This window comes from Pseudomonas azerbaijanoccidentalis, from assembly GCF_019145495.1.
Taxonomy (GTDB): Bacteria; Pseudomonadota; Gammaproteobacteria; order Pseudomonadales; family Pseudomonadaceae; genus Aquipseudomonas; species Aquipseudomonas azerbaijanoccidentalis.
The window spans coordinates 206960-220761 of record NZ_JAHSTU010000003.1; the positions used below are offsets into that span (position 1 = coordinate 206960).

Genomic DNA, 13802 nt, shown 5'->3' on the forward strand with positions numbered 1-13802 from the left:
GCAGCTTGCGGCTTGAAGCTTTTCGCAAAAGAGGATTTTTTGAATGTCGCAGAAATTTGACGTAGTAGTGATCGGCGCTGGCCCTGGCGGCTATGTGGCTGCCATCAAGGCCGCCCAACTGGGCCTCAGCACTGCCTGCATCGAGAAGTACACCGACAAGGAAGGCAAACTGGCTCTGGGCGGTACTTGCCTGAACGTCGGCTGCATTCCATCCAAGGCGCTGCTGGACAGCTCCTGGAAGTACAAGGAAGCCAAAGAAGGTTTCGCGATCCACGGTATCAACCACGCTGGCGTGACCATGGACGTGCCAGCAATGGTCGGCCGCAAGGCTACCATCGTCAAAGGCCTGACCTCCGGCGTTGCGACCCTGTTCAAAGCCAACGGTGTGACTTCCATTGAAGGTCACGGCAAGCTGCTGGCCGGCAAGCAAGTTGAAGTCACCAAGCCGGACGGCTCGGTAGAAATCATCCAGGCCGAGAACGTGATCCTGGCTCCAGGTTCGCGTCCGATCGACATTCCACCGGCTCCTGTTGACCAGAATGTGATCGTTGATTCGACTGGCGCTCTGGAATTCCAGACCGTGCCTAAGCGGCTGGGCGTGATCGGCGCTGGCGTAATCGGTCTGGAACTGGGTTCGGTCTGGTCGCGTCTGGGTGCAGAAGTGACTGTCCTGGAAGCCCTGGACACTTTCCTGATGGCAGCTGATGCCGCTGTTTCCAAGGAAGCGCTGAAAACCCTGACCAAACAGGGCCTGGACATCAAGCTGGGCGCTCGCGTGACCGGCTCCAAAGTGAACGGCGACGAAGTCGTTGTGAACTACACCGATGCCAACGGCGAACAGAACATCACTTTCGATAAGCTGATCGTAGCCGTTGGTCGCCGTCCGGTGACCACTGATCTGCTGGCTGCCGACTGCGGCGTGACCCTGGACGAGCGCGGTTTCGTGCACGTTGACGATCACTGCGCTACCACTGTACCGGGCGTCTACGCCATCGGTGACGTGGTTCGCGGCATGATGCTGGCGCACAAGGCGTCGGAAGAAGGCATCATGGTTGTCGAGCGCATCAAGGGCCACAAGGCTCAGATGAACTATGATTTGATCCCTTCGGTTATTTATACTCACCCGGAAATCGCGTGGGTGGGTAAAACCGAGCAGGCCTTGAAAGCTGAAGGCGTTGAAGTTAACGTCGGCACCTTCCCGTTCGCAGCCTCTGGCCGTGCCATGGCTGCCAACGATACCGGTGGTTTCGTCAAGGTCATCGCAGATGCCAAGACAGACCGCGTACTGGGCGTCCACGTGATTGGCCCAAGCGCTGCCGAGCTGGTTCAGCAGGGCGCAATCGGTATGGAATTCGGCACCAGCGCTGAAGACCTGGGCATGATGGTTTTCTCCCATCCGACCCTGTCTGAAGCCTTGCACGAAGCTGCTCTGGCAGTGAATGGCGGCGCCATCCACATCGCCAACCGCAAGAAGCGTTAAGACAATAAGAAACCACGGCGGAATGGCCCGTCGTGAGCCTTGCATGCAAGACTCACCGCGGAATATCCGCTGGACGCAGTCTTGCATAGCTGCACCGGGTATCCGGAAAGGCTATGCAAGCAGCAGTCACAGGTGGTGCGGCACTTGAATGAGTGCAGCACCGAATGCGCAGTACCTAACGAAGACGGTAATAAGCATGAATCTTCACGAGTATCAGGGTAAGCAGCTGTTCGCTGAATACGGCCTGCCAGTTTCCACCGGTTACGCGGTAGACACCCCGGAAGCAGCAGCAGAAGCTTGCGACAAAATCGGCGGCAGCGAGTGGGTTGTCAAAGCCCAGGTCCACGCCGGTGGTCGCGGTAAAGCGGGCGGCGTAAAGCTGGTTCGCAGCAAAGAAGACGCCAAAGCCTTCGCACAGCAGTGGCTGGGCAAGCGTCTGGTGACTTACCAGACTGACGCCAATGGCCAGCCAGTCACCAAGATCCTGGTTGAATCGTGCACTGATATCGCTAAAGAGCTGTACCTGGGCGCTGTCGTTGACCGTTCGAGCCGTCGTATCGTGTTCATGGCTTCCACCGAAGGTGGCGTGGACATCGAGAAAATCGCTCACGACACTCCAGAAAAAATTCTGAAAGCCACTATCGATCCACTGGTTGGCGCTCAGCCATTCCAGGGTCGCGAGCTGGCATTCCAGTTGGGTCTGGAAGGTAAGCAAGTTGCTCAGTTCGCCAAGATCTTCGTAGGTCTGGCCAAGCTGTTCAAGGATCACGACCTGGCCCTGCTGGAAGTGAACCCGCTGGTGATCAAGGCTGACGGCGATCTGCACTGCCTCGACGCCAAGATCAACATCGACGCCAACGCCATGTACCGTCAGCCTAAGCTGAAGACTTTCCACGATCCGTCGCAAGACGATCCGCGCGAAGCGCACGCTGCCAAGTTCGAACTGAACTACGTTGCGCTGGAAGGCAACATCGGTTGCATGGTCAACGGTGCTGGCCTGGCCATGGGTACCATGGACATCGTCAACCTGCATGGCGGCAAGCCAGCCAACTTCCTCGACGTGGGCGGCGGTGCTACCAAAGAACGCGTTACCGAAGCGTTCAAGATCATTCTGTCCGACACCAACGTCGCTGCAGTACTGGTTAACATCTTCGGCGGCATCGTTCGTTGCGACATGATTGCCGAAGGCATCATCGGTGCAGTGAAAGAAGTCGGCGTGAAAATCCCGGTTGTTGTTCGCCTTGAAGGCAACAACGCTGAGCTGGGCGCTAAAGTACTGGCAGAAAGCGGTTTGAACATCATCGCTGCTACCAGCCTGACCGACGCTGCTCAACAAGTTGTCAAAGCTGCGGAGGGCAAATAATGAGCGTCCTGATCAATAAAGACACCAAAGTTATCTGCCAGGGTATTACCGGTTCGCAAGGTAGTTTCCACACCCAGCAAGCCATTGAGTACGGCACCAAGATGGTTGGTGGTGTAACTCCAGGCAAAGGCGGCACCGAGCACCTGGGTCTGCCAGTGTTCAACACCGTTAAAGACGCAGTAGCGGCCACTGGCGCTACCGCCAGCGTGATCTACGTTCCGGCTCCTTTCTGCAAAGATTCGATCCTGGAAGCTGCTTTCGGCGGCATCAAACTGATCGTCTGCATCACCGAAGGCATTCCTACCCTGGACATGCTGGACGCTAAAGTTAAGTGCGACGAACTGGGTGTTACCCTGATCGGCCCTAACTGCCCAGGCGTGATCACCCCAGGCGAATGCAAGATCGGCATCATGCCAGGTCACATTCACTTGCCAGGCAAGGTCGGTATCGTTTCCCGTTCCGGCACCCTGACCTACGAAGCTGTGAAGCAGACTACTGACGCCGGTTTCGGTCAGTCGACTTGCGTCGGCATCGGTGGTGACCCGATCCCGGGTTCGAACTTCATCGACATCCTGAAGCTGTTCCAGGAAGACCCGAAGACCGAAGCGATCGTCATGATCGGTGAGATCGGCGGTTCGGCTGAAGAAGAAGCGGCTGCCTACATCAAGGCACACGTGACCAAGCCGGTTGTTTCCTACATCGCTGGTGTGACTGCTCCTCCGGGCAAGCGCATGGGCCATGCTGGCGCAATCATCTCTGGCGGCAAAGGCACTGCAGACGAGAAATTCGCTGCGCTGCAAGACGCAGGCGTTAAAACCGTGCGTTCGCTGGCAGACATCGGCAAAGCCTTGGCTGAGCTGACTGGTTGGGCTGTCAAGTAAGCCTCGCGCTTAACTGACGCTTCACCAAACAAAGGCCACCTTCGGGTGGCCTTTGTCGTTCTTGAAGATCGAAAGATCGCAGCCTGCAGCAGCTCTACATCGGGGTGCGATCTTCCGTAGGAGCTGCCGCAGGCTGCGATCTTTTGATCTGTATTGAAATTTAGATATGTAAACGCGACACAATGATGTCGTATATCGGAATGTTCGCCCCGTAACAGTGCGCTTATCGAGCAAATTCGTTAGGCTACGCGCCATTTTTGCGTCCGTGGCCCACAAGGCCGCAACGCGCTAAAAGGGTCGGTCTCATACGGACTGACAGCATTTCCCTCACCCATAGGGAAATCCCTCTCTAAATTCCGATTCAGTAGTGTGGTATTTCCTTAATGAAAGTGTTGAAAGGCCAGGACATCCTGGCACTTGGTTTTATGACGTTTGCCCTGTTCGTCGGGGCTGGCAACATCATCTTCCCGCCTATCGTCGGTTTGCAGTCAGGACCTCATGTCTGGATGGCGGCGCTGGGCTTCCTGGTCACGGCGGTAGGTCTGCCGGTGATCACGGTCGTGGCCCTGGCCAAGGTTGGCGGCGCCATGGACGCGCTGAGCAGCCCGATCGGTAAAGTGGCCGGTGGCGTGTTGGCCGCCGCTTGCTACCTCGCTGTTGGCCCGCTGTTCGCCACGCCGCGCACGGCGACCGTGTCCTTCGAAGTGGGCCTGGCGCCTTTGACCGGCGAGAGCCCGCTGGCGCTGTTCCTCTATAGCTCGGTGTACTTCCTGCTGGTGTTCTTCATCTCGCTGTATCCGGGTCGCTTGCTGGATACCGTAGGGCGCTTCCTCGCGCCGCTGAAGATCATTGCGCTCGCCGTCCTGGGCATCGCCGCATTCGCCTTGCCGGCCGGTGACATTGGCCATGCCACGCCGGAATACGTGGCAGCACCGTTTTCCCAGGGCTTCATCAATGGTTACCTGACCATGGATACCTTGGGCGCCCTGGTGTTCGGGATCGTCATTGTTAACGCCATTCGCTCCCGTGGCGTCGAGTCGCCTGCGCTGATCACCCGTTACGCGATCATCGCCGGCCTGATCGCCGGTGTCGGCCTGGCGCTGGTTTACGTCAGCCTGTTCCGTCTCGGCTCGGGCAGCCATGAAGTGGCGGCCGGTGCCACCAATGGTGCGGCGGTATTGCATGCGTACGTGCAACACACCTTTGGATCGCTGGGCAGCGGCTTCCTGGCCGTGCTGATCTCCCTCGCGTGCCTGGTGACTGCGGTCGGCCTGACCTGTGCCTGCGCCGAGTACTTCAGCCGTGTGGTGCCACTGTCCTACAAGACGCTGGTGATCATCCTCGCTGCGTTCTCGCTGTTGGTGTCCAACCTGGGCCTGACCAAGCTGATTGCGTTCTCGATCCCGGTGCTCACCGCGATCTATCCGCCATGCATCGTTCTGGTGGCGTTGAGTTTCTGCAAGGACTTCTGGCATGAGCAGGGTCGAATCCTCGGCCCGGTGATGCTGGTGTCGTTCATCTTCGGCCTGATCGATGCCCTCAAGGGTGCAGGCCTGGCAGACTGGATGCCGGCGCAAATGGCCCACCTGCCGCTGAGCGAGCAAGGCCTGGCGTGGCTGGTGCCGTCGGTGATGGTTCTTGTGGTCGCGGTGGTTTGCGACCGCCTGCTGGGCAAGCGCGAAGAAGCCTTGGCCTGATTCGCTCCCACGGCCCGCCACAAGCGGGTCTTGAGCAAAAACAGAAATGCCCCGTATCAATCGATGCGGGGCATTTTATTGTGATGCAGGAAACAGGCGTCGACGTGCCACTACGGTAGATAACGAACGACCGCTGGCAGAGACTCGCGATCTATGGACACGATGGGTTTGCCGTCTGGCTGTACCAGCAGGGAGAATGCATTTTCGTTTCCCTCACCAATTCTTGTTTCCAGGAACCCCTCCTTTCCAAAAGAAATATCGATCTCTCCGGTCATTTTATAACGAGCTATCAGGGTGCATTCATCGTCTTCGGGGCCTATTGTCCCAGTGACAATAAGTCCGTTCGCCCCGTCCATAGCAATGCCGCTCCACAGGAAAGTTTGTTTGGATGGATGCTCGCTGACCACCGGTTTGCCTCCGTTGAAAACCAGATTCGGTTGACCATTAGTGTTGAAGGCGGCGAGCATGCCCAGGTTTCCCGCTTCGCCCATATATATACCGCCTGCAACGAACATGCTGTTGTCATCGCGCAGCAGCAAGGCTGTGACGGCGACGGGGCGATCATTAACGCTGAATTGAACGCGCCCGTTTTCTCCAAAACTCGGGTCGGGATTGCCATTCAGGCTAAAACGGGCAATTTTGCCATAGCCGGAATGGTGGCCTGCGACGGTAATTGCGTTAACTGACGTCCCCAGGGTGGGGCCGAGTACAGGCGGGCTCATCGCAATGTTGCGTTCAAACTGCCCATCGCTTTTGTAAACCTGGATTCTGGTTGGGGTCGCCACCAGAAGTTCTCCGTTCGGTCCAATGGCGGTATCGGATCTGGGAGCGTTGCTATTGAGAGTGATGTCCGACGGTTTTTGAGAGTCAGAGGTTTCATCCACTTTGGCTGGCGTTGGAATAACCACGCCATTGTCTCCAAAAGCAGGGTCAGGTGCTCCGTTCATATCAAACCTGGCGAAGGCCCTTTGTGTCGGCTCTCCAAGGTGATTGCCGATCAGCAGGATTTTTCCATCCTCAAGCAGATGGGCCCCCGTTGCATTTGCGCCAGTTTCATTCCGGAATTTGCCTTTAACAATACCTCCGGCTCCGAAGTCTGGGTCCAGTTGGCCGTTCTCAAGCAGTTGAACCAGCAGAAACTCTTGTTGAATCCCTGAAGAGATCGAGCCCACGAAAACGAGCTTGCCATTGGCCCTTCTTCCGACGATTTTCAATGGCGAGCTACCTGGCTCAAAATTGGCTGCCACACCGTCATCTGCGAATGCAGTGTCCAGCCCATCCCTGATAGGAACTGTTTTGTTGTTCGACATGTTTATTTTCCTGAGATAAGAACAATGGAGTTACCGGGTAAAGCATCGGTCTTATTCAATCTACTCGCAGGTGATATAGGTTGTTAGCTGTTAGAAATGACAGCTATTGGTTGAGGTTTAACCATAGTTTTGATATATCAACCGTCGATTGCGTCTTGGCGAAATAGGCGTCGTTGTCCAATCCATAGGGATCTTTCATGTCATTCATCCACGCCAACCTGATCCACCTTCTTGCAGCCGTCTGGTTCGTTATCTGCTGGGGCGGATACACCCGCTACGCCACCTGGAAGGGCCGTGACACCGCGTGCCTGGCCAGTGTGCTGCACCTGTATCGAGAAGACTGGATGCGCCGCATGCTGCTGCGCGACAACCGAATCGCCGATGCCAGCGTGATCGGCAATCTGGAACGCAATGCTTCGTTCTTTGCCTCCAGTACCTTGATTATCCTGGCCGGTATTCTCACGGTATTGGGGGCTTCGGAACGGGCGGTATCGTTGCTGGCGGACATCCCGATGGTGCAACAGGCGTCCCAGGGCATGTCGGAAATCAAGTTGCTGTGCCTGGCGCTGGTGTTCGTCTATGCGTTCTTCACGTTCAGTTGGTGCATGCGTCAGTACAACTTCGCAGCGATTCTGGTGGGGTCGGCGCCGATGGTGGGTGAACGGCATGTGTCCGAGTTGGAACGTAAAGCCTTTGCCGCCCGCGCGGCACGTGTCATCTCGATGGCCGCCAACCAGTTCAACTTCGGTCTGCGCTCCTACTACTTCGGCATGACCATGCTGGCCTGGTTCGTCAGCCCGTGGCTGTTCATGTTGATGAGTGCTGGTGTGGTGTTTGTGCTGTACCGCCGCGAGTTTCACTCCGACGTACTCGACGTGATGGTCTATACCCCTACAGAGGCGCCATTGCCCGAGGTGAATAAAGAGGCAGCTTGATGAGTATTCCATTCTGGTGTGTGTTGATCAGTGCAGTACTGATTTACGTGGCGCGCTTGCCCGTGACTACTGCGATGAAAGAGCAGGGCGGTTACAACAATCACTTGCCGCGCCAACAGCAGGCGCAACTCACCGGGCTGGGTGCCCGTGCTGTGGCGGCGCATCAGAACAGTTTCGAGGCGTTCATATTGTTTGCGGTCGGGGTGCTGATGGCGCATACCACGCAGACAGCGGGATGGCTCATCGACTTGCTGGCGATCATCTTCGTGATCTCGCGAGTAGTCTATTTGGTATGTTACTGGAAGGACCTGACTTGGCAGCGCAGCCTGGTTTGGTTGATAGGTTTAGTCTGTTCGTTGTTGTTGATGATTAGTCCGACTTTTCGCACGATTTTGCTCTAACGCTGGCACGGCGACAGAAAACGCAGGCAAAAGAAAACCCGCACTTGGCGGGTTTTCTTTTATCACGCTAAAAACCGAATTAGTTCTTAGGTGCTTCCGGAGCAGCTTCTTTAGCCGCTTCTGCATTCGATTCAGCCTGATCTTTGGCGGCTTCGGCGTTTTCTTTCGCCGCGTCGTTCACTTTATCCTGAGCTTTGCTCATGTCTTGCTGAGCTTGCTCAGCATGTTTGGCAGCATCTTGAGCTTTGTCCTCGGATTTTTTATCGCAGGCTGCGAGACCGAGGGAAGCGGTCAACATCAAGGCAATAGCTAAAGTCTTACGCATGGGGTGTTTCTCCTTATGGAAAATATCTATCTGGCCTTAAGAGCCCAGCCGTCAGGGTTAAGTTCCTCAAATTCTTCAGATATATAAGTTTGTTCTAATGCGGAACTTTTACCCTGATTGTTACTGCACGGTCCGAACACTAAACAAGAGTATTTATCAAATGGCCGAAAACCCCGTTTTTGAGCGCGCGACGCGATTTCTCTCGGCGCTGCGACATTGTCAGGTCCTTGGTTTGCGGGTTCACAGCGCGAGTACCGAAGGGCTCACGGTGGTGCTGCCTTACAGCCCGCAGATTGTCGGCAACCCGCAAACGGGCGTCATTCATGGCGGTGCGCTGACTTCGCTGATGGACACCGCGTGCGGCATGTCCACGCTTTGTGTACTGCCCGAGTTCGAAGTCTGCCCGACGCTCGATCTGCGCATCGACTACATGCATGCCGCCGAACCGCACAAAGATGTCTACGGCTTCGCCCAGTGCTACCGGGTGACCACCGATGTGATTTTCGCCCGCGGCTTTGCCTATCAGGACGATCCCGAGCAGCCTATCGCCCACGTGGTGGGCACGTTCATGCGCATGGGCAAGGGCATCAGGGGCACCAAGAGCTTTGGCGGTGTGATCAAGGGAGCGGGGCAATGAGTGATTTCAAACTTCAGCTTGAGGAGGCTCACGCAAAAGGCGACTACGCGCCGCTGCTGCAGCTCATCCCTTATGCCGGATTGATCGGTGTCGAATGTTCGCGGGTGGGGGATGAATTGCTGTTTCGTCTGCCGGCTAACAAAGACAACATTGGTAACCCTTTACTGCCAGCCATCCATGGAGGCGTGATCGCCGGGTTTATGGAGTTGTCCGCGGCCCTGCATTTGCTCATTGCTACCGGCTCGCCCGGTGTACCGAAGATTATCGACTTCTCCCTTGATTACCTGCGTGCGGGGCAATTCCGCGATACCTGGGCACGTTGCCAGGTGTGCCGTCAGGGGCGCCGGGTCGCCAACGTGGCGATAACCGCCTGGCAAACCACCGAAGGCGAGCCCATTGCCACGGCCCGGGCGCATTTCAAACTGGAGGAGCCCTTGAAATCCTGAACTCAGCCCCCAACTCTGATGACAACCCGCCGCCGACCGCTCAAGGTCGCGGCCAATGCCATCTGATTGGAGTTTGATGACCATGAGTGTGGAAACTCAAAAGGAAACCCTGGGCTTCCAGACCGAGGTGAAGCAACTGCTGCACCTCATGATCCATTCGCTGTATTCCAACAAGGAAATTTTCCTTCGCGAACTGATCTCGAACGCCTCTGACGCTGTAGACAAATTACGTTTCGAAGCGCTGTCCAAGCCAGAACTGCTGGAAGGTGGCGCCGAACTGAAAATCCGCGTGAGCTTCGACAAGGACGCTAAAACCGTCACCCTCGAAGACAACGGTATCGGCATGAGCCGCGAAGATGCGATCACGCATCTGGGCACCATCGCCAAATCCGGCACCGCCGACTTCATGAAGCACCTGACCGGCGACCAGAAGAAAGACTCGCACCTGATCGGCCAGTTCGGTGTTGGTTTCTACTCCGCATTCATCGTCGCTGACAAAGTCGACGTGTACAGCCGTCGTGCCGGCAGTGCCGCCAGTGAAGGCGTGCACTGGTCGTCCAAAGGCGAAGGCGATTTCGAAGTTGCAACCATCGAAAAAGCCGAGCGCGGTACTCGTATCGTCCTGCACCTGAAATCCGCAGAAGACGAGTTCGCCGACGGCTGGCGTCTGCGCAACATCATCAAGAAGTACTCCGACCACATCGCCTTGCCGATCGAGTTGCCGAAAGAAGTGGCAGCCGCCGAAGGCGAAGAGCAACCGGCCGTTGAGTGGGAAACCGTCAACCGCGCCAGCGCCCTGTGGACACGTCCGCGTACCGATATCAAGGACGAGGAATACCAGGAGTTCTACAAGCACATCGCTCACGATTTCGAAAATCCGCTGAGCTGGAGCCACAACAAGGTTGAAGGCAAACTGGAATACAGCTCGCTGCTGTACGTGCCGAGCCGTGCTCCGTTCGACCTGTACCAGCGTGAAGCGCCGAAGGGCCTGAAGCTGTACGTGCAGCGTGTGTTCGTCATGGACCAGGCTGAGTCGTTCTTGCCCCTGTACCTGCGCTTCATCAAAGGTGTGGTTGATTCCAACGACCTGTCGCTGAACGTCTCGCGCGAAATCCTGCAGAAAGATCCGATCATCGACTCGATGAAGTCGGCGCTGACCAAGCGTGTCCTGGACATGCTGGAAAAACTGGCGAAAAACGAGCCTGAGCAATACAAAGGCTTCTGGAAAAACTTCGGTCAGGTCATGAAGGAAGGCCCGGCAGAAGATTTCGCCAATAAAGAGAAAATCGCCGGTTTGCTGCGTTTCGCATCGACCCATGGCGAAGATGGCGAGCAGGTTGTCGGCCTGGCCGAATACCTGGCACGGGCCAAGGAAGGTCAGGACAAGATTTACTACCTGACCGGCGAAACCTACGCGCAAGTCAAGAACAGCCCGCATCTGGAAGTCTTCCGCAAGAAAGGCATCGAAGTGCTGCTGCTGACCGACCGCATCGACGAGTGGCTGATGAGCTACCTCAGCGATTTCGACGGCAAGAGCTTTGTCGACGTCGCGCGCGGTGACCTTGATCTCGGCAACCTGGATTCGGAAGAAGACAAGAAGGCTGCGGAAGAGGTCGCCAAGGCCAAAGAAGGTCTGGTCGAGCGCTTGAAAACGGCGCTGGGCGAGTCCGTTGCTGAAGTTCGGGTATCCCATCGCTTGACCGATTCGCCAGCGATTTTGGCCATCGGCGAGCAGGACCTGGGCTTGCAGATGCGTCAGATCCTCGAAGCCAGCGGTCAGAAGGTTCCGGATTCGAAGCCGATCTTCGAATTCAACCCGGCTCACCCGCTGATCGAGAAGCTCGACAACGAGCAGAGCGACGAGCGCTTCGGCGACCTGTCGCACATCCTCTTCGATCAGGCAGCCCTGGCGGCCGGCGACAGCTTGAAAGATCCGGCAGCGTATGTGCGCCGTCTGAACAAGCTATTGGTTGAGCTATCGGCTTAACTGCATTGCAAGAAAACCCGCTTCGGCGGGTTTTTTCATTCTGGTGTTCACCAATCAGGAGTCAGAAATGAGCCAAATCACTGTGCGTTCCGTGGCCTATCAGATTGATGGTCAATCCTATGAAAGCCGCCTGGCCTTCGACGCCGATCATAAAGGCCCGCGTCCGGGTCTGTTGATGGCGCCGAACTGGATGGGCGTCAGTGCCGGGGCCGAGGAAATCGCCAAGTCGGTGGCGGCCAAGGGCTACGTGGTGCTGATCGCGGATATTTACGGGCAATCGGTTCGACCGACGAACAACGACGAGGCCGGCGCGGCAATGATGCCGTTGAAAAACGACCGCCCATTGCTGCGCAAGCGCATGCAGGTGGCGTTCGAACAGCTGCAAAACCAGGGTGAAGTGGCCGTCGATACGTCGAAACTGGCGACCTTCGGTTTTTGCTTTGGCGGCTGCTGTGCGCTGGAGTTCGCTCGTACCGGGGCTCCGGTTAAAGCGGCTGTGTCCTTCCACGGCACGCTCGATACCCCAGACGTCAACGATGCGAAAAACATCAAGGGTAAAGTCCTGGTACTGCACGGCGCTTCCGATCCGTTGGTGCCGAAAGAGCAACTGCCGGCCTTCGAAGATGAAATGAACGCGGCTGGCGTGGATTGGCAGCTGCTGAGCTACGGCGGCGCGTTCCACTCGTTCACCGATCCGCACGCGAATGTGCCGGGGATGATGATGTACGACGCCAAAGTCGCTGCCCGGGCGTTTACTTCGATGCATAATTTGCTGGATGAAGTGTTCAAACACTGATTACCTTTAAGATCAAATGATCGCAGCCTTCGGCAGCTCCTACAGAATTGCCTGATTCCATGTATGAGTTGCCGAAGGCTGCGATCTTTTGCTTTTTATCCTAAGGCAATTCGATCCGCTCAACTTCCCCCGGCACTGTCGGCCAATCCCCGGCCGCCCACTTGCGCCGCGCCTCATCGATGGCCGCAGGATCGCTCGCGACAAAATTCCAGTTGATCCGCCGTGGCCCGTCCAGTGGTGCGCCACCCAACAGTACGGCATGCGTGTCGCTGTCAGCAGACAGGGTCATTTCTTCTCCGGCAGGCAAAACCACCAGTGAATGCGGTTCTATTAACTCGCCTTCCAGTTGCACCTCACCGCTCAACACATACAGCGCACGCTCTTCATGCTCGGTGGGAATCAGCAGCGTCGTCGCCGTTTGCAGGTGCAGTTCGGCGTACAGCGTCGGAGAAAGCACCGGCACCGGCGATTCCAGGCAAAAGCCTGACCCGGCAATCATGCGGATTTTCACCCCCAGATTTTCACTGACCGGCAGCGTGGCGGCTGGATGGTGGCTGTAATGCCCCGGGCCTTGTTCGTGATCTTTGGGTGAAGCCAGCCAGATCTGCAAGCCATGCATCTTGAAGCTTTGGTCCCACAGCGGCTGCGGTGTGCGTTCAACGTGGGCGATGGCGCTGCCGGCAGTCATCCAGCTGACATCGCCCGCATTGACCACCTGATCGGAACCGAGGCTGTCCTTGTGCTGGATCTGCCCGTCGAACAAGTAGGTGAGGGTCGACAGCCCGATATGCGGGTGCTGTCGGATGTTCATGCCTTTGCCTGCCGGATACTCGGTTTCAAGCATGTGGTCGAAAAACACGAAGGGCCCGACATTACGGCATTTGGCTGACGGCAACGGGCGAAGAATCGGCTGGCCTTCGACATCTTCGGCGCGGGGGCGGATCACGAGCGGAGTGTTCATGGTGCATTCCAGGCTGAGCGGGTGATGCGCTGGAGCATAACCCGCTTGCGCAGCCGTTGCCGCTATTGGCTGAACGCACCTTCAGACAGATGGGTTTCGATGCTGACTTCGCTGGTGGTCATCAGTTTGTGGATCGGGCAACGGTCGGCCACGCGGTGCAACTCTTCGCGCTGGGCGTCAGTGAGCACGCCCTTGAGGGTCAGTTTGACGTGCAGCGCGTATTTGCCTTTCTGTTCCTGGCTGTTGTCGCGCTTAACCTCCACGCCAACGCCGGTGAGCGGGATGTCTTTCTTCTTTGCGTAGAGCTTCAGCGTCAGGGCCTTGCAGGCACCCAGCGCCGCGTCGAAGTAGTCGTGTGGTTCCGGTGCCGAGCCTTCACCGCCTGACGTGACGGGCACGTCGGCGAAGAGTTCGTGCTCATCGATCTGGACGCTGTGGCGAAAACCTTCGGCAGAAACGGTGTTGACGGTGACAGTCATGGAAAACCTCGCAAGCGACAGGAATGGTCATTCGATCAAAAAAGACCTTGAAGGTATAGAGCATTGTGCCGGGCGTGCGTTCCTGCTTTTTAAAAGATCGCAGC

14 protein-coding genes are annotated in these 13802 nt (G+C 56.8%); 10 read left to right on the forward strand and 4 right to left on the reverse strand.

What is annotated here, in order from left to right:
- The first annotated feature begins 43 nt into the window (after nt 1-43).
- The 4 genes from lpdA to brnQ all read left to right on the forward strand — a co-directional run bounded on the left by lpdA (nt 44) and on the right by brnQ (nt 5421).
- Nucleotides 44-1480 (forward strand): dihydrolipoyl dehydrogenase, encoded by a 1437-nt coding sequence (lpdA, locus tag KVG88_RS11690; protein ID WP_103394793.1) that lies wholly within the window; start codon nt 44-46, stop codon nt 1478-1480.
- 196 nt (nt 1481-1676) lie between these two features.
- Nucleotides 1677-2843: an ADP-forming succinate--CoA ligase subunit beta gene (gene sucC / locus KVG88_RS11695; protein WP_007919879.1), complete on the forward strand. Its 1167-nt coding sequence runs from the start codon at nt 1677-1679 to the stop codon at nt 2841-2843.
- Complete coding sequence (gene sucD, locus KVG88_RS11700; protein WP_003223019.1) at nt 2843-3724, forward strand: succinate--CoA ligase subunit alpha; 882 nt, start codon at nt 2843-2845, stop codon at nt 3722-3724. Before sucC ends, sucD begins: the two co-directional genes overlap by 1 nt.
- A gap of 383 nt (nt 3725-4107) precedes the next feature.
- Nucleotides 4108-5421, forward strand: a complete 1314-nt coding sequence (gene brnQ, locus KVG88_RS11705) for a branched-chain amino acid transport system II carrier protein (RefSeq protein WP_150702763.1) — start codon at nt 4108-4110, stop codon at nt 5419-5421.
- 110 nt (nt 5422-5531) lie between these two features.
- On the opposite strand, the gene KVG88_RS11710 is transcribed toward brnQ, so the two are convergent.
- Nucleotides 5532-6731, reverse strand: coding sequence for an NHL repeat-containing protein (locus KVG88_RS11710; RefSeq protein ID WP_217871403.1), 1200 nt, complete (start codon nt 6729-6731; stop codon nt 5532-5534).
- A 197-nt stretch (nt 6732-6928) separates the two neighbouring features.
- On the opposite strand from KVG88_RS11710, the gene KVG88_RS11715 reads away from it, so the two are divergent.
- Nucleotides 6929-7666: a DUF599 domain-containing protein gene (locus tag KVG88_RS11715; RefSeq protein WP_150702765.1), complete on the forward strand. Its 738-nt coding sequence runs from the start codon at nt 6929-6931 to the stop codon at nt 7664-7666.
- Nucleotides 7666-8067 carry an MAPEG family protein gene (locus KVG88_RS11720; RefSeq protein ID WP_150702766.1) on the forward strand — a complete coding sequence of 134 codons (402 nt, stop codon included), beginning with the start codon at nt 7666-7668 and terminating at the stop codon, nt 8065-8067. Before KVG88_RS11715 ends, KVG88_RS11720 begins: the two co-directional genes overlap by 1 nt.
- Nucleotides 8068-8146: 79 nt before the next feature.
- Here the strand turns inward: KVG88_RS11720 and KVG88_RS11725 are convergent, their stop codons facing one another.
- Nucleotides 8147-8392, reverse strand: coding sequence for a hypothetical protein (locus KVG88_RS11725; protein WP_150702767.1), 246 nt, complete (start codon nt 8390-8392; stop codon nt 8147-8149).
- Nucleotides 8393-8552: 160 nt separating this feature from the next.
- On the opposite strand from KVG88_RS11725, the gene KVG88_RS11730 reads away from it, so the two are divergent.
- The 4 genes from KVG88_RS11730 (at nt 8553) to KVG88_RS11745 (ending at nt 12258) form a co-directional block, all read left to right on the forward strand.
- Nucleotides 8553-9029, forward strand: coding sequence for a PaaI family thioesterase (locus tag KVG88_RS11730; RefSeq protein ID WP_150702768.1), 477 nt, complete (start codon nt 8553-8555; stop codon nt 9027-9029).
- The gene (locus KVG88_RS11735; protein ID WP_150702769.1) at nt 9026-9475 is read left to right on the forward strand and encodes a PaaI family thioesterase; all 450 of its coding nucleotides are present in this window, start codon (nt 9026-9028) and stop codon (nt 9473-9475) included. Before KVG88_RS11730 ends, KVG88_RS11735 begins: the two co-directional genes overlap by 4 nt.
- Nucleotides 9476-9557: 82 nt before the next feature.
- Nucleotides 9558-11462 carry a molecular chaperone HtpG gene (gene htpG, locus KVG88_RS11740; RefSeq protein ID WP_217871404.1) on the forward strand — a complete coding sequence of 635 codons (1905 nt, stop codon included), beginning with the start codon at nt 9558-9560 and terminating at the stop codon, nt 11460-11462.
- A 67-nt stretch (nt 11463-11529) separates the two neighbouring features.
- Nucleotides 11530-12258 carry a dienelactone hydrolase family protein gene (locus KVG88_RS11745; RefSeq protein WP_150702771.1) on the forward strand — a complete coding sequence of 243 codons (729 nt, stop codon included), beginning with the start codon at nt 11530-11532 and terminating at the stop codon, nt 12256-12258.
- Nucleotides 12259-12358: 100 nt separating this feature from the next.
- On the opposite strand, the gene KVG88_RS11750 is transcribed toward KVG88_RS11745, so the two are convergent.
- Nucleotides 12359-13219 carry a pirin family protein gene (locus tag KVG88_RS11750; protein WP_217871405.1) on the reverse strand — a complete coding sequence of 287 codons (861 nt, stop codon included), beginning with the start codon at nt 13217-13219 and terminating at the stop codon, nt 12359-12361.
- 62 nt (nt 13220-13281) lie between these two features.
- On the reverse strand, nt 13282-13698 hold the full coding sequence (locus tag KVG88_RS11755) for an OsmC family protein (protein ID WP_150702773.1): 417 nt from the start codon (nt 13696-13698) through the stop codon (nt 13282-13284).
- Nucleotides 13699-13802: the final 104 nt, after the last annotated feature.